Origin of the sequence: Kaistia hirudinis (assembly GCF_014196455.1) — a bacterium.
GTDB lineage: Bacteria > Pseudomonadota > Alphaproteobacteria > Rhizobiales > Kaistiaceae > Kaistia > Kaistia hirudinis.
In genome coordinates, this window is the sequence record NZ_JACIDS010000002.1 from 919,211 (window position 1) to 941,887 (window position 22,677).

General features: G+C 67.0%; 23 protein-coding genes. 10 read left to right on the plus strand and 13 right to left on the minus strand.

Annotated features, from left to right (window positions below; translation table 11 throughout):
* Positions 1-14 precede the first annotated feature (14 nt).
* Genes GGR25_RS09415 through alr form a run of 5 tightly spaced genes read right to left on the minus strand, consistent with a single transcriptional unit; the run spans position 15 to position 5,706 of the window.
* The gene (locus GGR25_RS09415; RefSeq protein ID WP_183398471.1) at positions 15-752 is read right to left on the minus strand and encodes an SDR family NAD(P)-dependent oxidoreductase; all 738 of its coding nucleotides are present in this window, start codon (positions 750-752) and stop codon (positions 15-17) included.
* A 49-nt stretch (positions 753-801) separates the two neighbouring features.
* Positions 802-2,268 carry an amidophosphoribosyltransferase gene (purF, locus tag GGR25_RS09420; RefSeq protein WP_183398472.1) on the minus strand — a complete coding sequence of 489 codons (1,467 nt, stop codon included), beginning with the start codon at positions 2,266-2,268 and terminating at the stop codon, positions 802-804.
* 37 nt (positions 2,269-2,305) lie between these two features.
* Positions 2,306-3,025: a CvpA family protein gene (locus tag GGR25_RS09425; protein WP_183398473.1), complete on the minus strand. Its 720-nt coding sequence runs from the start codon at positions 3,023-3,025 to the stop codon at positions 2,306-2,308.
* A gap of 58 nt (positions 3,026-3,083) precedes the next feature.
* The gene (gene radA / locus GGR25_RS09430) at positions 3,084-4,532 is read right to left on the minus strand and encodes a DNA repair protein RadA (protein WP_183398474.1); all 1,449 of its coding nucleotides are present in this window, start codon (positions 4,530-4,532) and stop codon (positions 3,084-3,086) included.
* Between the two features lies 1 nt (position 4,533).
* Positions 4,534-5,706 (minus strand): alanine racemase, encoded by a 1,173-nt coding sequence (alr, locus tag GGR25_RS09435; RefSeq protein ID WP_246409386.1) that lies wholly within the window; start codon positions 5,704-5,706, stop codon positions 4,534-4,536.
* A 92-nt stretch (positions 5,707-5,798) separates the two neighbouring features.
* On the opposite strand from alr, the gene GGR25_RS09440 reads away from it, so the two are divergent.
* Both GGR25_RS09440 and GGR25_RS09445 read left to right on the plus strand, forming a co-directional pair.
* Positions 5,799-6,197: a VOC family protein gene (locus GGR25_RS09440; RefSeq protein ID WP_183398475.1), complete on the plus strand. Its 399-nt coding sequence runs from the start codon at positions 5,799-5,801 to the stop codon at positions 6,195-6,197.
* Between the two features lie 159 nt (positions 6,198-6,356).
* Complete coding sequence (locus GGR25_RS09445; RefSeq protein ID WP_183398476.1) at positions 6,357-7,316, plus strand: ATP-grasp fold amidoligase family protein; 960 nt, start codon at positions 6,357-6,359, stop codon at positions 7,314-7,316.
* A gap of 25 nt (positions 7,317-7,341) precedes the next feature.
* Here the strand turns inward: GGR25_RS09445 and GGR25_RS09450 are convergent, their stop codons facing one another.
* Positions 7,342-8,829: a replicative DNA helicase gene (locus GGR25_RS09450; RefSeq protein WP_183398477.1), complete on the minus strand. Its 1,488-nt coding sequence runs from the start codon at positions 8,827-8,829 to the stop codon at positions 7,342-7,344.
* Positions 8,830-9,155: 326 nt separating this feature from the next.
* Between GGR25_RS09450 and GGR25_RS09455 the strand changes: the two genes are divergently transcribed.
* Together GGR25_RS09455 and GGR25_RS09460 are read left to right on the plus strand one after the other, a co-directional pair.
* Positions 9,156-10,676: a DUF1800 domain-containing protein gene (locus GGR25_RS09455; protein ID WP_183398478.1), complete on the plus strand. Its 1,521-nt coding sequence runs from the start codon at positions 9,156-9,158 to the stop codon at positions 10,674-10,676.
* Entirely contained in the window at positions 10,673-11,896 is a 1,224-nt protein-coding gene (locus GGR25_RS09460; RefSeq protein WP_183398479.1) for a DUF1501 domain-containing protein, read from the plus strand. Before GGR25_RS09455 ends, GGR25_RS09460 begins: the two co-directional genes overlap by 4 nt.
* Before the next feature lie 17 nt (positions 11,897-11,913).
* Here GGR25_RS09460 and GGR25_RS09465 read toward each other — a convergent pair whose 3' ends face one another.
* The 6 genes from GGR25_RS09465 to GGR25_RS09490 form a co-directional block, all read right to left on the minus strand.
* On the minus strand, positions 11,914-13,173 hold the full coding sequence (locus GGR25_RS09465) for a cyclopropane fatty acid synthase (RefSeq protein ID WP_183398480.1): 1,260 nt from the start codon (positions 13,171-13,173) through the stop codon (positions 11,914-11,916).
* A gap of 218 nt (positions 13,174-13,391) precedes the next feature.
* Positions 13,392-13,952 (minus strand): 50S ribosomal protein L9, encoded by a 561-nt coding sequence (rplI, locus tag GGR25_RS09470; protein ID WP_183398481.1) that lies wholly within the window; start codon positions 13,950-13,952, stop codon positions 13,392-13,394.
* A 50-nt stretch (positions 13,953-14,002) separates the two neighbouring features.
* Complete coding sequence (locus GGR25_RS09475; protein ID WP_183398482.1) at positions 14,003-14,929, minus strand: hypothetical protein; 927 nt, start codon at positions 14,927-14,929, stop codon at positions 14,003-14,005.
* A gap of 129 nt (positions 14,930-15,058) precedes the next feature.
* Positions 15,059-15,334, minus strand: a complete 276-nt coding sequence (rpsR, locus tag GGR25_RS09480) for a 30S ribosomal protein S18 (protein ID WP_183398483.1) — start codon at positions 15,332-15,334, stop codon at positions 15,059-15,061.
* Complete coding sequence (gene rpsF / locus GGR25_RS09485; RefSeq protein WP_183398484.1) at positions 15,334-15,813, minus strand: 30S ribosomal protein S6; 480 nt, start codon at positions 15,811-15,813, stop codon at positions 15,334-15,336. The genes rpsR and rpsF overlap by 1 nt, the downstream gene beginning before the upstream one ends.
* A 150-nt stretch (positions 15,814-15,963) precedes the next feature.
* Positions 15,964-16,137: a hypothetical protein gene (locus tag GGR25_RS09490; protein ID WP_183398485.1), complete on the minus strand. Its 174-nt coding sequence runs from the start codon at positions 16,135-16,137 to the stop codon at positions 15,964-15,966.
* 111 nt (positions 16,138-16,248) lie between these two features.
* Here GGR25_RS09490 and GGR25_RS09495 point away from each other — a divergent pair, with 111 nt between their 5' ends.
* Together GGR25_RS09495 and GGR25_RS09500 are read left to right on the plus strand one after the other, a co-directional pair.
* On the plus strand, positions 16,249-17,472 hold the full coding sequence (locus GGR25_RS09495; protein WP_183398486.1) for an MFS transporter: 1,224 nt from the start codon (positions 16,249-16,251) through the stop codon (positions 17,470-17,472).
* A 42-nt stretch (positions 17,473-17,514) separates the two neighbouring features.
* A complete protein-coding gene (locus GGR25_RS09500) occupies positions 17,515-18,489 on the plus strand; it encodes a polysaccharide deacetylase family protein (RefSeq protein ID WP_183398487.1) in 975 nt (324 codons plus the stop codon).
* A gap of 5 nt (positions 18,490-18,494) precedes the next feature.
* On the opposite strand, the gene GGR25_RS09505 is transcribed toward GGR25_RS09500, so the two are convergent.
* Positions 18,495-18,773, minus strand: coding sequence for a hypothetical protein (locus tag GGR25_RS09505; RefSeq protein ID WP_183398488.1), 279 nt, complete (start codon positions 18,771-18,773; stop codon positions 18,495-18,497).
* A 277-nt stretch (positions 18,774-19,050) separates the two neighbouring features.
* Here GGR25_RS09505 and fabD point away from each other — a divergent pair, with 277 nt between their 5' ends.
* The 4 genes from fabD (at position 19,051) to fabF (ending at position 22,583) form a co-directional block, all read left to right on the plus strand.
* On the plus strand, positions 19,051-19,992 hold the full coding sequence (gene fabD / locus GGR25_RS09510) for an ACP S-malonyltransferase (protein ID WP_183398489.1): 942 nt from the start codon (positions 19,051-19,053) through the stop codon (positions 19,990-19,992).
* 14 nt (positions 19,993-20,006) lie between these two features.
* On the plus strand, positions 20,007-20,744 hold the full coding sequence (fabG, locus tag GGR25_RS09515) for a 3-oxoacyl-[acyl-carrier-protein] reductase (RefSeq protein ID WP_183398490.1): 738 nt from the start codon (positions 20,007-20,009) through the stop codon (positions 20,742-20,744).
* A gap of 266 nt (positions 20,745-21,010) precedes the next feature.
* Positions 21,011-21,247 carry an acyl carrier protein gene (locus GGR25_RS09520; protein WP_104218330.1) on the plus strand — a complete coding sequence of 79 codons (237 nt, stop codon included), beginning with the start codon at positions 21,011-21,013 and terminating at the stop codon, positions 21,245-21,247.
* Positions 21,248-21,320: 73 nt separating this feature from the next.
* Positions 21,321-22,583 (plus strand): beta-ketoacyl-ACP synthase II, encoded by a 1,263-nt coding sequence (fabF, locus tag GGR25_RS09525; RefSeq protein WP_183398491.1) that lies wholly within the window; start codon positions 21,321-21,323, stop codon positions 22,581-22,583.
* Positions 22,584-22,677: the final 94 nt, after the last annotated feature.

Genomic DNA, 22,677 nt, shown 5'->3' on the forward strand with positions numbered 1-22,677 from the left:
CCTCGCGCCCTGTTTCAGTCCAGAAACCGCGTGACCGTGCCGGTCGGGAACGCGAAGCGCGTTCCGTTGTCGGCGAAATCGGGGGCGAGCATGCGCACGATGTCCGGGGCGACGGCGCTCGGATGCGGGACTGTTGCCGCGTCCTCGCCGGGAGCCGCCTTGGCGCGCATCTGCGTGCGCATGCGGCCCGGATCGAGCAGATTGGCGCGCACGCGGGTCGTGGCGACCTCGGCCGCATAGGTGCGCACCAGCGCTTCGAGCGCCGCCTTGGAGGCGGAATAGGCGCCCCAGAAGGGACGGCAGCTCTCGGCGACGCTCGACGTCAGGAACAGCGCGCGGCCGGCGTCGGAACGCTGGAGCAGCGGATCGAGCGAGCGGATCAGGCGCCAGTTCGCCGTGACGTTCACGGTGAAGACATTGTCCCAATCCTTCGGATCGAGATGGCCGAGCGGCGTGATCAGGCCGAGCTGGCCGGCATTGCCGAGCAGCCCGTCGAGCTTGCCCCAGCGCTCATAGATCGAAAGACCCAGGCGGTCGATCGCATCGAGATCCTTGAGATCGAGCGGCACCAGCGTCGCGCTGCCGCCCTTGGCGCGGATCGCGTCGTCGAGCTCCTCGAGCGCCCCGACGGTCCGGGCGATCGCGACCACATGCGCGCCGGCCGCGCCGAGCGCGACTGCGGCATTCCATCCGATCCCGCGCGAGGCGCCCGTGACGACATAGAGGCGGCCGGAAAGATCGGGTGAGGACAAGGCGGGCTTCCGTGATGAAAGGTGAGGCGGCGGCGGGGCGGCTTGGGTGTCAGCTCGCCTCGGCGAGCCGTGACAGGACCTGGACCTTGCCGCGCTCCTCGTGGTCGGTGAGGCGGGTCGGATACTCGCCGGTGAAGCAGGCGTCGCAGAACTGCGGTGCGCTGCCGTTCCGCTTCGCTTCGCCAACGGCGCGGTAGAGACCGTCGATCGACACGAAGGCGAGGCTGTCGGCGCGGATATAGTTCGCGATCTCGTCGACGCTCATCTGTGCCGCGATCAGCTTCGACTTTTCGGGCGTATCGACACCGTAGAAGCAGGAATCGGTGGTCGGCGGGCTGGCGATCCGCATATGGACCTCCGACGCGCCGGCATCCCGCACCATCTGCACGATCTTCATCGAGGTCGTGCCGCGCACGATCGAATCATCGACCAGCACGACGCGCTTCCCCTTGAGCACCGCCGAATTCGCGTTGTGCTTGAGCTTGACGCCCATGTGGCGGATGGCGTCGGTCGGCTCGATGAAGGTGCGGCCGACATAGTGGTTGCGGATGATGCCGAGATCGAACGGAATGCCGGACGCCTCGGCATAACCGATCGCCGCCGGGACGCCGGAATCGGGCACCGGAACGATGATGTCCGCGTCGATGCCGCTCTCGCGGGCGAGCTCCGCGCCGATCTGCTTGCGCACCGCATAGACGCCGCGCCCGTCGACCGAGGAATCCGGGCGCGCGAAATAGACATATTCGAAGATGCAGAAGCGTGAGCGGCTCTGCTCGAACGGGAAGATGCTCTCGATGCCCTTCTCGTTGATGATCAGCATCTCGCCCGGCTTCACGTCGCGCACGTAGCTCGCGCCGATGATGTCGAGCGCGCAGGTCTCCGAGGCTAGGATATAGGCGCTGTCGAGCCGGCCGAGCACGAGCGGGCGCACGCCGAGCGGATCGCGGCAACCGATCATCTTCTTCTCGGAGAGCGCGACGAGCGAATAGGCGCCCTCGATGCGCCGGATCGCATCGACGAAACGGTCTAGCAGGCGGCCGTGATTGCTGGTCGCGATCAGGTGGATGATCGTCTCGGTGTCGGAGGTCGACTGGAACAGCGAGCCGCGGCGCTGCAATTCGCGCTTCAGCGTGGCGGCGTTGGTCAGGTTGCCGTTGTGGGCGACCGCGAAGCCGCCGCCGACGAACTCGGCGAACATCGGCTGGATATTGCGCAGGCCCGCGCCGCCGGTCGTGGAATAGCGATTATGGCCGATCGCGCGCGAGCCCGGCAGGCGGTCGATGACGGCCTTGCGCGTGAACGTGTCGCCGACCAGGCCGATATGACGCTCGATCGCGAACTGGCGGCCGTCATAGGAGGCGATGCCCGCCGCCTCCTGGCCGCGATGCTGCAGCGCATGCAGCCCGAGCGCCGTCAACGCAGCCGCGTCGGGATGGTCGAACACGCCGAAAACGCCGCATTCCTCGTGGAAATGATCGTCGTCGGCCGCGACGGGCAGCATCGAGAAGTCGTCCATTGTCGTCCTCGGCGGAGACGCCACACCGGCGGTCGTCTCAGGGGTTGGGCTGGCTCCCGTTCGTTCCCTCTTGCGGCGCATTGTCCGGGTCTTCGGCCGGCGCGTCGCCATTGTCGATCAGAGCATCCAGGCCCTTGCGTTCGGTGCCGCCATAGTTCGGCGCCTGCGGCCCGTTGGCGGCAGGAGCAGGCGCGGAGGTCGCCGCGTCCGGCGTGTCCGCCGGAGGCGTCGCATCCTCGGTACCGCCGCCGCCATGCAGCCGGTCCTGGATCGTCTTTTCGATGTCCTCGGGCAAGGCGGCAACGAGCCGATCGCCGAGACGCTTCAATATAGGGGCGCTTTGCGCGTTCGCCACCCATGCCGGCTGGTGATCCGAGAGGATCCAGGACAGAAACGCGAACGCGATGACGACGATGAGGATGCCGCGCGCCAGGCCGAACACGAAGCCGAGCGTGCGGTCGAGCAGGCCGATGCGGCTGTCGATGACGAAATCGGAGATCTTCATCGCGATGAAGCTCGCGATGAGCAGAGTCACGAAGAAAACGCCGGCCGCGGCGGCGACAACGGCGATGTTCTTGTTCGAGATATAGGGCTCCACATAGGGGAGCAACGGCTTGTAGAAATAATAGGCGGCCGCGGCGGCGACGACCCAGGAGGCGACGGACAGCACCTCGCGCACGAAACCGCGCACCATGGCGAGCATCGCCGACAGGAGCACGACGACCAGTACGACGCCATCGAGGATGGTGACCGACATGTTCTCCTGCGACCCCCGCCATCCACCGGGCGAACCCGGCGATCCAATCCACGCCGCGTCAGGAACGCACGGCTTCGTCCGTCTCGGTCCGGCGCTGCCGCGATGCCACGGCTTCCGTGCGACCACCCTTCGGTCCCGATGCGGCGATCGCCGCGACGAGACCGGCGAGCTGATCGAGCCCGGTCATGCCGGATCCGAAGCCGGCTTCCCGGTCCATCGAAGCCGCCGGCAGCATCGCGCGTCCGAAACCCAGCTTCTGGGCCTCCTTGAGCCGCTGCACGGCATGCACGACGGGCCGCACGGCGCCCGACAGGCTGACTTCGCCGAAATAGACGCAATCCGGCGGCAGAGCAATACCGGCGAGCGATGAGACGAGCGCCGCGGCCACGGCGAGATCGGCCGCGGGCTCCACGATCTTCAGCCCTCCGGCGACCGCGAGGTAGATGTCGTTATTGCCGAGCTTCACGCCGCAATGGGATTCGAGCACGGCAAGGACCATGGCGAGGCGCCCGCCATCCCAGCCGACCACGGCCCGGCGCGGCGTTCCGAGCGGGGAGGGCGCGACGAGCGCCTGGATCTCGACCAGCACCGGCCGCGTGCCCTCCATGCCGGCGAAGACGGCAGCGCCGGGCGAGGCCGCGTTGCGCTCGCCGAGGAAAAGCTCCGACGGGTTCGGGACTTCGCGCAGGCCCGATCCCGTCATTTCGAACACGCCGATCTCGTCCGTCGCGCCGAAGCGGTTCTTCACGGCGCGCAGGATGCGGAAATGATGGCCGCCTTCGCCTTCGAAATAGAGGACGGCGTCGACCATGTGCTCGACCACGCGCGGGCCGGCGATCTGGCCGTCCTTCGTCACATGGCCGACGAGAATGACCGTCGCGCCGGACTGCTTGGCGTAGCGGATCATCGCCTGGGCGGCCGCGCGCACCTGCGTCACCGTGCCCGGCGCCGAATCGACCGTGGCCGTCCACAGCGTCTGGATCGAATCGAGGATCACGAGCGCCGGCGGCGGGCCTGCCTCCAGCGTCGCGAGGATGTCCTCGACGCTGGTCTCGGCCGCGAGCGCCACCGGCGCATTGGCGACGCCCATCCGCGTCGCGCGAAGGCGCACCTGCGCGATCGCCTCTTCGCCGGAGATATAGACGACGCGCTTGCCAAGGCGGGCCAACGCCGCGGAGGCTTGCAGCAGCAGCGTCGACTTGCCGATGCCCGGATCGCCGCCGACGAGCAGGGCCGAACCCCGCACGAAGCCGCCGCCGGTGACGCGGTCGAGCTCCGCGATGCCGGATGCAATGCGCGGCGCCTCGCCGCTTTCGCCGGAGAGCGCCTGCAGCTCGACCACGCGGCCCTTACCGAAGCCGCGGCCGGGACCGCCGCCGATGCCGCCGGAGACGTTCTCCTCGACAATGGTGTTCCATTCGCCGCAGGCCTCGCAGCGGCCCTGCCAGCGCGCGCTGACGGCGCCGCAATTCTGGCAGATGAACTGGCTCTTCGGTGCCTTCGCCACGTCAAACGCCTCCGGTGTAGCGGCGCTGATAGCGCCCGCCGAGGCTGGTCAGCAATTCGTAGCCGATGGTTCCGGCGAAGCCGGCGACCTCGTCGACGGCGATGTTGGGGCCAAACAGTTCCGTCCAGTCGCCGCGCCGGGCGGCTGGAATGTCGGTCACGTCGATCGCCATGAGATCCATCGAAATCCGGCCGAGCAGCGGCGCGCGCTGTCCGTGCAGGAAGACGCTCGCTCCCGACCGCGCGTCGGTCGAGCTTGACGCGCGCGGATAGCCATCGGCATAGCCGACGCAGAGGATGGCGACGCGGCTCGGGCGCTTCACCGTCTCGGCGGCGCCATAGCCGATCGGCTCGCCGGCCGCAACGTCGCGCACCTGCAGGACCTGCGCCTCCACGGTCGCCACCACATCCAGCGGGGCCACGCCTTCGCGAAAGACGCCGCCATAGAGCGCGATGCCGGGGCGCACCAGGTCGAAGCGGTAGTCGGGACCGGAATGGATGCCGGCCGAATTGGCGAGCGAGGCAGGCAGGCCAGGGAACAGGCCCGCCGCGGCGCGAAAGCGCTCCAGCTGGAGCTGGTTCAGCGCATGGGCCGGCGTATCGGCGCAGGCGAGATGGCTGATGACCAGCGCGAGCCCCTGCTGCTGCCAGTCGGCGGACGCGACGCTCTGCGCCTCGTCCGCCGTCAGGCCGAGCCGGTTCATGCCCGTGTCGATGTGCAGCGCGGCCTCGCCCTGTCCGCCGTCAGCCCGCCAGGCCGACCATTCGCGCCATTCTTCCAGCGATCCAATGACTGGTCGCAATCCAGCGGCCGCGAGCGCATTCGCATTGCCGGCCGTGAGGCCGTTCAGCACATAGATCGTCGCCCGCGGCAGCACGCGCCTGAGGCGCACGCCTTCGGATGGCACCGCGACGAAGAAGGTCCGGCAGCCGGCGCGGTCGAGCGCGGCGCCGGCTGCCTCGAGGCCGATGCCATAACCATCGCCCTTGACGGCCGCAGCCGTCTCGGCCGGGCCGGCGAGGCGCGCCAGGCGGCGCCAATTGCCGGCAAGCGCGCCGAGATCGATGGTAAGGCGGCTGGCATCGCCGGGACCGGCGGTGTCGGTGTCGGCGATGGGGTTCGTGAACTTCTGATGCGGCGCGGCCATGGCTGCGAGACTAACCGATTCCTGCATGACAATGCTCGTGATCAACGGTAGCTCTTCGCATGGAAGAAGGGCGATTGCGGGGCACCGCGGCCCGGATGTCTCCTACAGGGAACCCGCTGATGGCCGGAAGCCGCCTCGCCCATGTGACGTTCCTGGTCGATGACTACGACCGGGCGATCGCGTTCTTTACCACCGTGCTCGATTTCGAGCTGGTGACGGACACGCCGCTCGGGCCGGGCAAGCGCTGGGTGCTGGTGGCGCCGAAGGGGCAGGGCGGCGCGGCGCTGCTTCTCGCCAAGGCGGAAGGCGCCGAGCAGATGGCGCGGATCGGCGACCAGACCGGCGGGCGCGTCGGCTTCTTCCTGGAGACGGACGATTTCGCCCGGGACTACGCGGCCTTCAGCGCACGGGGGCTCGTATTCCGCGAGACGCCGCGGCATGAATCCTACGCGACCGTCGCCGTGTTCGAGGATCTCTACGGCAATCTCTGGGATCTGCTGCAGCCGACGGAATCCTGAGCCGCAGGCGCCATCGGCGGGAACCAAGCGCCGATCAATCTTCTTGAACTTTCTTCGGATGATGCCGACGGGGACGCGAAAGGGCGCGTCGCCAAGGTTGCATGAATTGGCCGTGGGGGGCTGATGAGGCTGGTTGTTTCTGAACTGCGCGACCGTCTCATGCCGGTGCGGATCGCCAGGTGGCGGGAGATCATCGACGCCACACGCGCGCTCTATCGTCGTGAGGAGGGTCGCGAACTCTCCCTGCTGCGCCCGCGGCGCTTCAGCGAGAAGATGCAGTGGCGAAAGCTGTTCGACCTCAACCCGGACTTCGCGATCTTCAGCGACAAATACGCGACGCGGCAGTTCGTGGCGGAGCGCGTGGGGGCCGAGTATCTGCCGGAGCTGCTGTGGTTCGGCCGGGATCCCGACCAGATCCCCTTCGACAGCCTGTCGGTGCCCTACGTCCTCAAGAGCACGCATGGCTATGGTCACGTCGAGATCGTCGAAGCCGGCACAGCGCCGGATGTCGCCAAGATGCGTGAGTCGGCGCGGCAATGGCTGGCCTATAATCACGGCACGGCGATGGGGGAGCCGGGCTACGAGCACCTGGCGCCTGGGCTGATCGTCGAGAGGCTGCTCTTCGACGCGCGTGGCGAACCACCGCCGGAACGCAAGATCTTCGTCTTCGACGGCAAGGCGCGAATCATCGAGACGATTCTGGTCGCGGCCAGCGACCGTGATCGAACGACGGGGTTCCACACGCCCGACTGGACTCGCCTGCCTTGGCGCTCGTCGCGCGAGCCGCACCCGGAGGAGATGCCGCGTCCCGAACGCCTGGACGACATGCTGGCGGTGGCCGAGCGGCTCGCCGCGGGACGGGATCACCTCCGCGTCGATATCTATGACTGCGGCCAGACGTTCCGGGTCGGCGAGCTCACGGTCTATTCATGGTCCGGATTGCCGCATTTCCAGCCGGACAGCGTCGACGAGATCATCGGCGGCTACTGGCGCATTCCGTTCCCGATGACGCGCGCGATGATCACTGTGCTATTTCGCAAGCACGAAATTCGCCCACGGCCGCAACGGCGAATCCGACGGGACCAGGCCATGGGCGAACCGGCCTCGGAGACTTCGTGAAGAGCCGGAGCCCCTGCCTGAGGCCTTACTCGTAGGATTCGGGCAGGTGGTCGCGGCGCGCGAGGTTGGAGAAGCGCGTGATCTCGGCCTCGAACTGCAGCACGACGGTTCCGGTCGGACCGTGGCGCTGCTTGCCGATGATGACTTCCGCGAGGCCGGTGACCTGTTCCATCTCGGCCTGCCACTTGAAGAACTCTTCGGTGCCTTCCTTCGGCATCTTGCCCTTGAGGTAATATTCGTCGCGATAGACGAACATCACCACGTCGGCGTCCTGCTCGATCGAGCCCGATTCGCGCAGATCCGAGAGCTGGGGCCGCTTGTCGTCGCGTGATTCGACCTGACGCGAGAGCTGCGACAGCGCGATGATCGGCACGGCCAGTTCCTTGGCGAGCGCCTTCAGCCCCGTCGTGATCTCGGTGATCTCCTGCACGCGGTTGTCGGAGCGCTTGCCCGAGCCGGAGAGCAGCTGGAGGTAGTCGATCACCAGTACGTCGAGGCCGCGCTGACGCTTGAGCCGCCGCGCTCGCGCCGTCAGCTGCGCGATCGAGATGCCGCCGGTCTGGTCGATATAGAGCGGGATGCGCGCCATCTCTTGCGAGGCCGCGACGACGCGCGCGAACTGCCGCTCGTCGATCGAGCCGCGCCGGATATGGGAGGACGAGACGCCGGCCTGCTCGGCGATGACGCGGGTCGCCAGTTGCTCGCCCGACATTTCGAGCGAGAAGAAGCCGACGATGCCGCCATTCACCGTCTTCATCGTGCCATCAGGCTGCAACTCGCCGCGATAGGCCTTGGCGATGTTGTAGGCGATGTTGGTCGCGAGCGAGGTCTTGCCCATGGCTGGGCGTCCGGCGAGGACGATCAGATCCGACGGCTGCAGGCCGCCCATCTTCTGATCGAGATCGTCGAGGCCGGTCGCGATGCCCGAAAGGTGCCCGTCGCGCTGATAGGCGGCGCTCGCCATGTCGATGGCGGCCTTGAGCGCTTCCTCGAAGGTATGGAAACCGCCGTCATATTTGCCGGTCTCGGCCAGCGCGAAGAGCCGCCGCTCCGCGTCCTCGATCTGCGCGCGGGGCGGCATGTCGATCGGCGCGTCATAGGCGATGTTGACGACATCCTCGCCGATGCCGATCAGCGCGCGGCGCAGCGCCAGGTCATAGATCGCGCGGCCATAATCCTCCGCATTGATGATCGTCGTCGCCTCGGCAGCGAGGCGCGCCAGATATTGCGGCAGGTTGAGGTCGCCAATGGCGAGGTCGGAGGGCAGGAACGTCTTCAGCGTGACCGGCGTCGCAACCTTGTTGGCGCGAATGATCTGCGCCGCGACCTCATAGATCTGCTGGTGGATCGGCTCGAAGAAATGGGTCGGCTCAAGGAAGTCCGAGACGCGATAGAACGCCTCGTTGTTGACGAGGATTGCGCCCAGAAGCGCCTGCTCCGCTTCGATATTGTGCGGTGCCTGGCGATAGGCCTCGGTCAATTGCGCCTGGATGGCACGGGCAGGAAGGTTCATCGTCACTCTCGCCGCTCGTCCAAAACAGATCTTGTCACGAATTTGTGCCCGCCGGGTGAATCCGATCGGGATGCTCCCCGCCCGCCCGAGCCTCAACCCTGCCACAGTCGGGGGACGTTATTTGATCCGTTCGGGCGCCGTAATCAATCGGGCCGATATTCGTCCCGCAATTCACAGGGCGGGATAACTCGCAACCGAGGAGTTGTTGTCACCGGGCCGCACCGCGGCCGGGAAGGTGAAGTGCTGCTTTTTCTCGGGACCGCAGGCGAAAGCCGGCGCGTCTTCGCACCGTTGAAGCGGGCTGGGGCGAACGAAGGAGCACGTTTATGTCTCAGGAAGAGGCCGCACTGGCCTTGAAGCGATTCGGCCTCGGTCCGAGGCCGGGCGATATCGAGCGAATCGCCGTCGATCCAAAGGCGGCGGTTCTCGCCGAGCTGGACGCGGCGGATATCACGCGTCTCGACGATGACCGCCTGCCGAGCACACCGGACGCCTTCGTCGCGATCCGGCACGATCAGGTGGCACGCTCCGCGGCCCGCAAGACCGCGGACATGCCCGCCAAGGGCACGGCGCCGGCTGCGGCGGTTGCGGCCATGAAGAGCGCCCCGCCGCCCGCGGCCCCCGCCATGATGGCGGTTGGCGGAAATGGCGGCATGGCCGCCGGTGCTGCAGCCGCTGGCATGGCGGCCGCCGCTCCGCCCAAGCCACCGGCGGGGCCGCAGAACCGCTCCATGGTCATCTATCTCGACGAGATCGATGCCCGTGTGCCGCGTCAGCTCGCCGCCGAGATCGGCTATGTCGAGCGGCTGGTCGCCTTCTGGACCAATCATTTCGCGGTCCAATCCGACAAGAACGAGCAGATCCGCGGCCTCGCCGGCGCCTTCGAGCGCGAGGCGATCCGTCCCCATGTGCTCGGCCGCTTCGAGGACATGCTGGTCGCGGCGACGCGCCACCCGGCCATGCTGCTCTCGCTCGACAATGTCGATTCGGCGGGGCCGCATTCCCCGGCCGGCCAGAAGCGGCACATGGGGCTCAACGAGAATCACGCCCGCGAGATTCTCGAGCTCCACACCGTCGGCGTCGACGGCGGCTACACGCAGGCCGACGTGACCGAGTTTTCCCGCATGCTCACCGGCTGGACCTTCGCGCGGGACGTCGACAAGCCGGCTGCCGGGACATTCGCCTTCAAGGCGGATTGGCACGAGCCGGGCGATCGCCGGCTGATGGGCAAGACCTATCCGGCGCCCGGCGGCAAGCAGCCGGCGGACCAGCAGGGCCTCGCCGCGCTGCATGATCTCGCCGTTCACCCGGATACGGCGCGTCACGTCGCGACCAAGCTCGTCCGCCATTTCGTGGCCGATTCGCCGCCTCCGGCCATCGTCGATGCCGTGGCCGCGACATTCACCGCGACGGGCGGTGACCTCAAGGCCGTCTCCCGCGCTCTGGTCGAGAACGATGCCTCCTGGGCGGGGGAGCGCAAGTTCCTGACGCCGCAGCTCTTTCTCGTCGCCAGCATGCGCGCCTATGGCGTTCCGATCGAGGGCAAGCGCCTCGTCAGCCTGCTGCGTGAACTGGGACAGGAACCATGGTGCCCGCCGTCGCCGGAGGGCTACCACGACGATGCCGCGTCGTGGCTTTCGCCCGATGGCCTGACCACCCGCCTCGCCATCGCCGACAGCATCGCCCAGCGCGTGCGGTTCGACGATGGGCCCGCGGCGATCGCCACACAACTGTTCGGTCCAAGCCTTTCCGACGATACGCGCCGCACGATGGAGCGCGCCGAAAGCGGGCGCCAGGCTGCGGCGCTGCTGCTCATGAGCCCCGAATTCCAGTGGAGCCGCACATGACCAATGATCTTGCCAAGGGCGGCTTCGCCCATCCCTCCCGCCGCGTCTTCCTCGCTGGCGCCGCGTCGCTGGTCGCTTGGTCGCAGATGCCGCGCTATGCCTTCGCCGGCCAGAGCCGCGATCCGCGCCTCGTCGTCGTGATTCTGCGCGGCGCGCTCGACGGTCTCGCCGTCGTGCCGCCGATCGGCGATCCGGCCTATGCGTCGCTCCGTGGCGATCTCGCCGTCGGAGCGCCCAAAATCGGCGGCGCATCGCAGCTCGACGGCATCTTCGCGCTCAACGACGCGATGCCGAATTTCCGCCGCCGCTTCGCGAGCGGCGAGGCGACGGTGGTGCATGCCGTGGCGACGCCTTATCGCGACCGCTCCCATTTCGACGGCCAGGACGTGCTGGAGAACGGCACCGAGAATCCGCGCTTCAGCGATTCGGGCTGGCTCAATCGGGCTGTCGCCGCGCTCCCGAAGGGCGATGCCGTGCGGCCGGTCGCCGGCCTCGCCGTCAGCCCGGTCGTGCCGCTGGTGCTGCGCGGCGACGCGCCGGTCTTCACCTGGATGCCGACCAATTTGCAGGCGAGCGGGCCCGATACGGCCGACCGGCTGCTGAGCCTCTACACCCATTCCGACCAGGAGCTTGCCCGCATCTTCGCGGCCGGCCGCAAGATCGACATGCTGGCCGGAACCGGCGGCGCGCCGGGCCGGGACATGGCCGGGCAGTTCCGCTCGGTCGCGGCGGGCACCGGCAAGCTGCTGGCGCGCGAGGACGGTCCGCGCGTGGCCGCCATCAGCTATGACGGCTGGGACACCCATGCGCAGGAGGGGCCGGAGGATGGAAGGCTCGACAAGCTGCTCCAGGCGCTCGACGGCGCGTTCGACGCTCTCGCTCTGCAACTCGGGCCGGCCTGGAAGGACACGGTCGTGGTGGCGGTGACCGAGTTTGGCCGCACCGCGCAGATGAACGGGACGGACGGGACGGATCACGGCACGGGCACGGTGGCGCTGCTTCTTGGCGGCGCCGTGCGGGGCGGGAGGATCGTCGCCGACTGGCCGGGGCTGGGTCCGACCCAGCTCTATCAGGGCCGCGACTTGAAGCCGACGACGGATCTCCGCGCCGTGCTCAAGGGCGTGCTCCGCGACCATCTCGGTATCTCGGAACGCGTCCTTGCAAACGACGTCTTCCCCGGCAGCCTGATGGCGAAGCCGTTGGACAATCTGATCGCGTGAGGCAATCGCGGGCGGAGCTATTCGCCCGCGATCTTGAGCGAAGGACGCGTGCCGGCGAGATCGCGCCGGCGCAGCGCCTCTTCGGACTGCCAGATATAGTCGCGCGTCATCGGCAGCGCGTGCTGATCGCGCACGATCTGGATCTGGAAGTTCATCATATCCTGATAGCGGAACGCCGTCTCGGACGCCGCCAGGTAGAACTCCCACATCCGGCAGAAGCGCTCGTCATAGAGCGCCTTGACCTCGTCCCAGCGCGCCAGGAACCGTTCGCGCCACGCCTTCAGCGTCTCCGCATAGTGCAGGCGCAGGATCTCGATATCCGTGACCTTGAGCCCGGCCCGCTCGATCGCCGGCAGCACCTCGGAGAGCGAGGGAATGTAGCCGCCCGGGAAGATGTATTTGTGGATCCAGGAATTGGTTTCCCCGGGCCCGTCGAAGCGCCCGATCGAGTGCAGCACCATGACGCCGTCATCGGTCAGCAGGTCGCGAACCTTCTTGAAGAACTCGTCATAGTGCCCGACGCCGACATGCTCGAACATGCCGACGGAGACGATCCGGTCGAACCGGCTCTTCAGCGAGCGATAATCCTGGAGCAGGAAGCGCGTGCGATGGGCGAGATCCTGCTCGCCGGCGCGCGCGTTCGACACCTTGTGCTGCTCTTCCGAGAGCGTCACGCCGGTGACGTCGACATCGGCGTGATTGGCGAGGAAGAGGCCAAGGCCGCCCCAGCCCGATCCGATGTCGAGCACGCGCTGGCCCGACTGGAGCGCCAGCTTGGCCGCCAGATGCCGCTTCTTGGCGTATTGCGCATCCTCGAGCGTCGTTTCCGGCGTCTCGAAATAGGCGCAGGAATATTGCTGGTCGCTGTCGAGGAAGAGCGAATAGAGCCGCCCGTCGAGGTCGTAATGGTGGGCGACGTTCTGCTTGGCGCGGAACGGCGTGTTCCACTGGCGGACCCGCCGCGTCATCACGCGCAGCCGGTAGATGATTCGCGCCCAGAGGGTGCGACCGCCGCCACCGATGTTCTGCAGCGTGACGGCGAGGAAATCGTAGATCGAGCCCTTCTCGACCACGAAGGTGCCGTCCATGAACGCCTCGCCGAGCTTGAGCTCGGGATTGAGGAAGAGCTGGCGAAGGGCCTTGTTCGTCGTCACGCGGACGCGAACGGTCTCCCCGCTGCCATCGCCGAAGCGATGGACCTTGCCGCTAGGGTCAACGAATTCGAGCGAGCCCTTCACGAGGACCCGCGACAGATAGTTGACGAGCAACTGGTTCATGGCGATCCGCTGCCCTTTCTCCTGAGGCCTCGTTTCACCGAGGGCAAGCTTATGTTTCGCCGGTTTCATCCGACCGTCACATGAATGTTAGCCTCGATTTCGCCATGATTACAAGCGCGTGGGCGTGACCCGAAAAGCACGCTTCCCAAATGAAAAAAGGAGCGCCCCGGCAAACCGGGGCGCTCCCTTGAAAGTAAGGCGTCCTTGGCGTCGGAGGATCAGACCTCTTCGTCGCCTTCTTCGGCCTCGAGAGCTTCCTCGTCCTCGAGCGGCTCGAGCTCGAAGGTCTCGCGGACCGTGAGGTCCTCGCCGCGCTGCTGCCGCTCGGCCTCGTCGGCGCTGCGGGCGACGTTTACGGTCACGGTCGATTCGACTTCCGGATGCAGGGCGATCGTGATCGCATGCAGGCCGATCGTCTTGATCGGGTGATCGAGGACGACCTGGTTGCGGGCGATCGAGAAGCCGGCCTCGGTGGCGATGTCGGCGATATCGCGGCTCGACACCGAACCGTAGAGCTGGCCGGTCTCGCCCGCCTGGCGCACGACCACGAAGATCTGGCCGTTGAGCTTCTCGGCGACCGTGCCCGCTTCCTGCTTGCGCTCGAGGTTACGGGCCTCGAGATGAACCTTCTCGTTCTCGAAGCGCTTCTTGTTCGCCTCGGTGGCGCGGAGCGCCTTGCCCTGCGGCAGCAGGAAGTTACGGGCGAAGCCGTCCTTGACGTGCACGATCTCGCCCATCTGGCCGAGCTTGGCGACGCGTTCCAGCAGAATGACGTCCATATTGATCTCCTTTAGTTCGTCAGTTCATTCGATTGAGGGATAAGGGTATTTCAGCTCTGCCGCCGCCTTCTGAGGCCGAGCAGCGTATCGGCTAGTCCGCCGATCGCCGCGACCGCGATCGGCAGGGCGAAGAGCACGGTTGCGAGATAGGTGGCAAAGAGGATCGCGCCGCGGCCCGGCCGCGCGGCGAGCGCGAAATGCAGCAGTCCGAAGCCGGTCATGGCGAAGGCGCAGACGCTGGCACCGAGGAAGGTGCCGCCGATATAGCCGACCGGTCCGGGAAAGAACCAGGCGAGCAGGCCGAGGCCGAACACGACCGCGCCAAGCTGCGGCAGCGACACGGTCCAGACCGGGGTCCAGGGCCGCTGCAACTGTCCGGACATGCGGGCGATTCGCGCGCCGAGCCAGCTGTTGAAGACGATGACCGTGAGCACCAGCACGGTGCTCGTGATCGGCATCAGCGAGACGCTCATGCTGACGATCGGCTCGAGATCGGCACGGCTCGGCGCGTCGCTGCCTGCGCCGGCAAACATGGCCTCGGCGCCGGTCAGCACCATGTCGGTCCAGCTCTTCGGATGATAGCCGAACATCATCCCGACCAGGATCACGGCGATGGCTGCAGCGATGGTGAGGCGGAACAGGACGCGATCGAGCGGAAACCACTCGCGCTCCTCGGAGGCTGCCGCGTTCTGACGTGAGAGGCCGATCAGATGCGCCGCCCAGGCGACGGGCGCGCCGAAGGCGAGAAGGTGGAAGATGCCGGATTGCGGGGCGAGCACTGCCCCGATCAGGGCTGCCGCAAAGCCGGCGCCGATCGCGCCCGCGAGCGTTCCGAAGCCGAGACCGGCAATGGCGATGGGGAGAGGGGAGAGCAGGAAGAGCGGCAGCGCGAGCGTCGTTCCCGTCACGAGGCCTGCAAAGAGCAGGGCCGCCGCGAGGCCGGCTCCGAGGCCGACGAGGATGTTGCGTGCCGTCATGTTCGCTGTCCCGCCGCGAGAGCGGTTAGAGGTGCGTAGCCATTGCGCCCGCACCCCAACCCGGATGGATCGGCGGTGACCCGCCGATGGAAACGCGCCGTCCGGTCCGTCCGGGCGGCGCGCGTCGTCTTACTTGATGACGTAGGGCAGCAGGCCGAGATAGCGCGCGCGCTTGATGGCCTGGGCCAGCTCGCGCTGCTTCTTGGCCGAGACGGCCGTGATGCGCGAGGGAACGATCTTGCCGCGCTCGGAGATGTAGCGCTGCAGCAGCCGCACGTCCTTGTAGTCGATCTTCGGCGCGTTCGGGCCGGAGAACGGGCAGGTCTTGCGACGGCGGAAGAACGGGCGGCGCTGGCCGCCGGAGCTCGAACTGGTCGAGGCGCTGGAAGTGCCGAACTCAGCCATTATTCTGCTCCACCTTCACTCTCTTCGGAACGGGGACGACGCTCGCCGCGGAAACCACCGCCGCCGCCGTCACGATCGCCACCACGGAAGCCGCCGCTGCGCGGACGGTCGCCACGGTCGCCGAAGCGGCCGCCACGGTCGTCACGATCATCGCGATCGCGCTTCTGGAGCATGGCCGACTGGCCTTCTTCCAGAGCCTCGACGCGGATCGTCAGGACGCGCAGAACGTCTTCGTTGATGCGCTGCTGACGCTCCATCTCGGCGACGGCGGCAGCCGGCGCGTCGATATTGAGGAGCGTGTAGTGAGCCTTGCGGTTCTTGCGGATGCGGAACGCAACCGACTTGATGCCCCACTGCTCGATCTTGGCGACGGAGCCGCCATTGGCCTCGATGATGCCCTTGAACTGCTCGGTCAGCGTCTCGACCTGCTGTGCCGACACATCCTGTCGGGACAGAAATACGTGCTCGTAAAGCGGCATAGTGCCCTTCCTTCGATCTTCCCGGCGCCAAGCCTCACCGAAGCCTTAGAGAAAGGCGGATCGGTTCACTTCGAGAGCGGAGACACGGGAAGACGGGATCCTTTTCGATCCCTGCGGCGAACCGCCTTCCGTTCAACCCCCGGCCGGGTGTCATTGCGACGGGCGGTCCATATACGCGATCGGCTTGAAAAGCAAGGATGGCTTGCCGGAGGAAACTCTCCGGCCGCGCCGTTCGCGCGGGCTTTCCCGCTGAGCGCGTGTCGCTCGGATCGTCGCGGCCCGGAAAGCTTCGATCAGAATTTGTGATGCAATCATCATGATCATATACTTTTCTTCGCCCGTGGGCGGAGGCATAGTGCCGGTCCTTTCAGGACCAGCGGAACGCCCGCCTTTCGGCTCGCCCTTCCTCGGTCATCTCATCGAGGTATCGGAAAAGTGAGCCAGAGCGCATCAGCCACGCCCGGCGCGGCGGGGCGAGACCTCGCCCAGAAGACGGCCTTCGGCATCCTCGTCGCGATCAGCCTGTCGCATCTGCTCAACGATCTGATGCAGTCGGTGATCTCGGCGATCTATCCGATCCTGAAGGACGAGTTCGCGCTCGACTTCAGCCAGATCGGCATGATCCAGCTCGTCTTCCAGCTCACCGCCTCGATCCTGCAGCCGATCGTCGGCATCTATACAGACAAGCGGCCGATGCCGTTCTCCCTGCCGATCGGCATGGGCTTCACGCTGATCGGCCTGCTGCTGCTGGCAAGTGCCACCAGCTATCCACTGATCCTGCTTTCGGTGGCGATGATCGGCCTCGGCTCCTCGATCTTCCATCCCGAATCCTCGCGCGTCGCCCGCATGGCGTCGGGTGGACGGCACGGCCTCGCGCAGTCGCTGTTCCAGGTCGGCGGCAATTTCGGCTCGGCCGTCGGGCCGCTGCTGGCCGCGCTGATCATCCTGCCGCGCGGGCAGGGCGCGGTCGCCTGGTTCGCGGTCGCGGCGCTGATCGGCATCATGCTGCTGTCGCGCGTCGGCATCTGGTATCGCGCGCAGCACCGCGCCGGCATCGGCAAGAAGGCGGTCCACGCCGTCGCCTCGGCGCTGCCGCGACGGCTGGTCATCCGCTCCGTCGTCATCCTGGCCGTGCTGATCTTCTCCAAGTTCTTCTACATGGCGTCGCTGACCAGCTACTACACCTTCTTCCTGATCGACCGCTTCGGCGTTTCCGTCCGCGATTCGCAGATCTTCCTGTTCATCTTCCTGGGCGCAGTGGCGGCCGGAACGGTGGCGGGCGGGCCGATCGGCGACAGGTTCGGCCGCAAGTTCGTGATCTGGTTCTCGATCCTCGGCGTCCTGCCGTTCACGCTGCTGCTGCCGCACGCCTCGCTGCCCTGGACGGTCGTGCTGACCGTTATCATCGGCTTCGTCCTGTCCTCGGCGTTCCCGGCGATCATCGTCTATGCGCAGGAGCTCGTGCCCGGAAAGGTCGGCCTCGTCTCGGGCCTCTTCTTCGGCTTCGCCTTCGGCATGGGCGGCATCGGCGCGGCGGCGCTCGGCGAACTGGCGGACATGACCTCGATCGAGTTCGTCTTCCAGATCTGCGCCTTCCTGCCGCTGCTCGGACTGTTGACGATGTTCCTGCCGAATGTCGCACCCCCGAAACGGCACTGATTTCGCCATTTTCCCGCCGTTTTGGCGGCGTCCTTGGCCGCCATGTCGAAACGTGCCCTGATCCTTCCGCTCGCTTTGCTGCTGCCGACGCTCGCATTCGCCGATCCGCCGGCCGCCTGTTTTTCGCCCTCCGACCTCGCCGGCAAGGCCGGTGAGAACCTCTCGCGCCGCGCCGGCGCGGCGGACCGCGTCGCCGTGCCAGCCGCCGAGCCCGCGCTCTGGTCGGGTCCGGCGGATGCCGGCACGGGCGTGGTGCGACGCGTCAAGTTGCCGGCCGGCGAGAAGCTGATCGCATTGACCTTCGATCTCTGCGAGGCCGGCGGCGAAGTTGCGGGCTATGACGGCGCGGTCGTCGATACGCTCCGCGCGCAGGGCGCGCCCGCGACCTTCTTCATGGGCGGGCGCTGGGCGCAGAGCCATGAGCAGCGCGCCATGCAGCTTCTCGCCGATCCGCTCTTCGAGGTCGGCAACCACACCTATGATCATGCCAATCTCGATCGCGCCGATGCGGCCAAGGTCGCGCAGGAGATCGGCCGGACCGAGGCTGTGCTGAAGGAGCTTCGCGCGCGCGTCGCGTCCGTCTGCCCGGCAGCGGGTACGCCGGCGGCGAGCGGTCTGTTCCGCTTCCCCTATGGTTCGTGTTCGCCCGAGAGCCTCGCCGCGGTTCGGGCGATGGGCGAGACGCCGATCCAGTGGGATGTCGTGTCAGGCGATCCGTCGGGCATCGGCGCCGGGCCGATGGCCAAGGGCGTGCTCGCGCGGGTGAAGCCGGGCTCGATCATCGTCATGCACGCCAATGGGCGCGGCAAGCACACCGCCGAAGCGCTGAAGACGATCATTCCGAAGCTGAAGGCGCAGGGCTATCGCTTCGTCACGGTCGGCACGCTGCTCAAGGCCGGGACCGCGCAGACCAACGACGCCTGCTTCGTCGAGAAGCCGGGCGACACCGCCCGCTACGACAAGCCGTCCAAGAAGGACGGGGTGCCGGGGGCCAGCGCGAAGCCTGCCCCCGGCTGAGTTGGTCATTGCGCCGGGACGCCCGACGAGCTGTCGAACTGCGACGGGTCCTCGGAGAAGCCGATGGCCTTCTTGCCTTCGAACGTCACGTTCACCTGCTCGCCGGGGCGAACGCCGATGAGCTGCGAGGGGTTCTCCACCGTATACTGATGCCCGTTATCGAGGGCGATCTGGCCGGTCTGCTGGTTCATGCCGGTCACGCGGCCGCTGTCGAAGTCGACGGCGAAGGCGGGGGCCGCGGCCATCAGGAGGGCGGCCGGAGCGAGGATTGCGATGGCTTTCATCGGATAACTCCACGTCTTTCGATCCCGTCTCCCTTCCCGCTCGGGGGATGCGTGAAGGAGACACAATGGATCTGGCGCCCTCCATTTCCAAGGCAACGGTCCGGCGCCGACATGAACGAATTTTAATAAGGCGGCCATGTTTTTTCGCGTTGCGCGCCAACCCGCCCCCGGGCCGGAAAGCCGGGCGGACTTGACTTCGCGGGCCGGAAAAGCGATTAGCCGCCGCCGATGGAGCCCCTGTTTTCGGGGACAGAACTCGACGAGGAGCGCGTTTCGGATGACGACGGCGCTGACGTTTCCGGGGCAGGGCAGCCAGGCTGTCGGAATGGGCAAGGCGCTGGCCGAGGCTCATCCCGCGGCAGCCGCAGTCTTTCAGGAAGTTGACGAGGCGCTCGGCGAGAAGCTCTCCTCGGTCATCTTCGAAGGCCCGATCGACACCTTGACGCTGACGGCCAACGCGCAGCCGGCGCTGATGGCGGTGAGCCTCGCGGCCATGCGGGCGCTCGAGGCCGAGGGCCTCGTGCTCGAGAAGGCCGCTTCCTATGTTGCCGGCCATTCCCTCGGCGAATATTCGGCCCTCGCGGCGGCCGGAAGCCTGTCGCTCGCCGATGCCGCGCGCCTGCTGCGCATTCGCGGCCGGGCCATGCAGGCGGCGGTTCCCGTGGGCGAGGGCGCCATGGCGGCGCTGCTCGGCCTCGATTTCGAGGCGGCGACGGCCGTCGCCGCCGAGGCGGCCGGTTCCGACATCTGCCAGGCCGCCAATGATAATGGCCCGGGCCAGGTCGTCATTTCCGGCACGCGCGCCGCGGTCGAGCGTGCGCTCGAAATCGCCAAGGCGAAGGGCGCCAAGCGCGCGATCCTTCTGCCGGTGAGCGCGCCGTTCCATTGCCGCCTGATGCAGCCGGCCGCCGACGCGATGGCCGAGGCGCTGGCCTCCGTCGAGATCGCCGCGCCGCGCGTGCCGATCGTCGCCAATGTGCTCGCCTATCCGATCAGCGATCCGGTCGAGATCCGCGATCGCCTCGTCCAGCAGGTTACCGGCATGGTGCGCTGGCGCGAATCGGTCGAATGGCTCGCCGCGAACGGTGTCGATCGCCTCGTCGAAGTCGGCGCCGGCAAGGTGCTGAGCGGTCTCGCCAAGCGGATCGCGCCGGGTGCCACGACGCTCGCCGTCGGCCAGCCGGAAGACGTGCCCGCGGCCATCGCCGCTTTGACCTGAAGGAGAGGGTTCTGATGTTCGATCTGACCGGCAAGCGCGCGCTCGTCACAGGCGCGAGCGGCGGCATCGGCAAGGCGATCGCCACGCAGCTGCACGGGCAGGGCGCGACCGTCGCGCTCTCCGGAACCCGCCGCGAGGCTCTCGACGCGCTCGCGGCCGAACTCGGCGAACGCGCCCATGTGTTCCCGGCGAATCTCGCCTCGTCCGACGAGGTCGAGGCGCTGGTCCCCGCCGTCGAAGAAGCGCTGGGCGGTCTCGACATTCTCGTCAACAATGCCGGTATCACGCGCGACATGCTGTTTGCGCGGCTTTCGGACGAAGCCTGGGCGCAGGTGCTCGACGTCAATCTGACGGCGCCCTTCCGCCTCGCGCGCGCCGCGCTCCGCGGCATGATGCGCCAGCGCTCCGGCCGCATCATCAACATCTCTTCCGTGGTCGCCGTAACCGGCAATCCGGGGCAGGGCAACTATACCGCCGCCAAGGCCGGCCTCATCGGTATGTCCAAGTCGCTCGCGAGCGAGGTGGCCGGCCGCAACATCACCGTGAACTGCGTTGCCCCCGGTTTCATCGAGACCGCGATGACCGACGTGCTGAACGAAAAGATTCGTGCGGCGATCCTGGAGCGCGTGCCGGCGAAGCGACTCGGCAGCGGTGAAGAAGTCGCCTCCGCAGTCGTGTATCTCGCCTCCGACGAAGCGGCCTATGTCACCGGCCAGACGCTGCACGTCAACGGCGGCATGGCTATGATCTAAAAGGGAAATCCCGACCGGTTTCCGGCAGCGCCGGCCGTGCCCGCAGAGGGGGCGGCGGCGCTGGTCAAGGTTTGGAAACTGTGTTAGGACCGCCCATCGATCGGACTGCTCTTCGAGCGCGGGGCTACGACGAAGCAGCGGATTGACGGTGACACCAGACTAGTGACGATATCGCGGAACGATTACGGGAACTGCGCCGAACGATGCATTCCCGGTGCGAGAGGTCGCACAGAGTTTAATGAAACGAGCAAGTCGAGGTTTGAGAAATGAGCGATATCGCTGACCGGGTTAAGAAGATCGTCATCGAGCACCTCGGCGTCGAAGCCGACAAGGTGACCGAGGGCGCGAGCTTCATCGACGACCTCGGCGCGGACAGCCTCGACACGGTCGAGCTGGTCATGGCCTTCGAGGAAGAGTTCGGCGTCGAGATTCCGGACGATGCCGCCGAGACGATCCTGACCGTCGGCGACGCCGTCAGCTTCCTCGAGAAGAACGCCGGCTGAGCCTCCGGCTTACGCCAGAGCACAGACAAGAACGGCGGCCGGATTCGATCTGAGTCCGGTCCGGGAGAAGCGCATGAGACGTGTCGTCGTTACCGGGATGGGTATGGTGTCGCCGCTCGGTTGCGGCGTCGAACCATCTTGGCAGAATCTCGTCGCCGGCCGCAGTGGCGCCGCGCGGATCACCGAGTTTGAAGTCGACGACCTGCCTTGCCAGATTGCGTGCGCGATCCCACGCGGCTCGAAGGACGAGGGCAAGTACAGTCCCGACGACTGGATGGAGCCCAAGGAGCAGCGCAAGGTCGACGAGTTCATCGTCTATGCGATGGCCGCGGCCGACCAGGCGGTGCATGATTCGGGCTGGCTCCCCACTAATTACGAGGACCAGATCCGCACCGGCGTGCTGATCGGCTCGGGCATTGGCGGGCTCCAGGGCATCGTCGAGGCCGGCCATGTCCTCCGTGACCGGGGACCGCGGCGCATCAGCCCGTTCTTCATCACGGGCCGCCTGATCAATCTGGCCTCGGGGCAGGTATCGATCCGCTTCGGCTTCAAGGGTCCGAACCATTCGGTGGTCACCGCCTGCTCAACCGGCGCGCATGCGATCGGCGATGCGGCGCGGCTGATCGCGCTCGATGATGCCGACGTCATGGTCGCCGGCGGCACCGAGAGCCCGATCTCGCGCATCGGCATTGCCGGCTTCGCCGCCTGCAAGGCGCTCTCGACGGGCTTCAACGACCGTCCCACCCAGGCCTCGCGCCCCTATGACCGCGACCGCGACGGTTTCGTCATGGGCGAGGGCTCGGGCATCGTCGTCCTGGAAGAGCGCGAACACGCTCTTGCGCGTGGCGCCAAGATCTATGGCGAGGTCATCGGCTACGGCCTCTCCGGCGACGCCTATCACATCACCGCTCCGACCCCGGATGGCGACGGCGCCTATCGCTGCATGACCGCAGCGCTGAAGCGCGCCGGCGTCTCGCCGTCGGACGTGGACTATGTGAACGCCCACGGCACCTCGACGATGGCGGACGAGATCGAACTCGCCGCGGTCGAGCGCGTGCTCGGCAATGCCGCCTCGACGACGTCGATGTCCTCCACCAAGTCGGCGACCGGCCATCTGCTCGGCGCTGCCGGCGCGGTCGAGGCGATCTTCTCGCTGCTCGCGATCCGCGACCAGATCGCGCCGCCGACGATCAATCTCGACAATCCCTCGGTCGAGACGGCCATCGATCTCGTGCCGAACGTCGCGCGCCCGCGCAAGATCGACGTCGCCGTGTCGAATTCCTTCGGATTCGGCGGCACCAATGCCTCGCTGGTGTTCCGCCGGCACGAGGTCTGATCCCGACGACGCAGGCCCGCCCGCCGCTTTATGGCGGGCGCCTTCGCGCTTTCGCCATAATCGTCCATACAGTCGCCTGAAGGGTTCCGGCTGC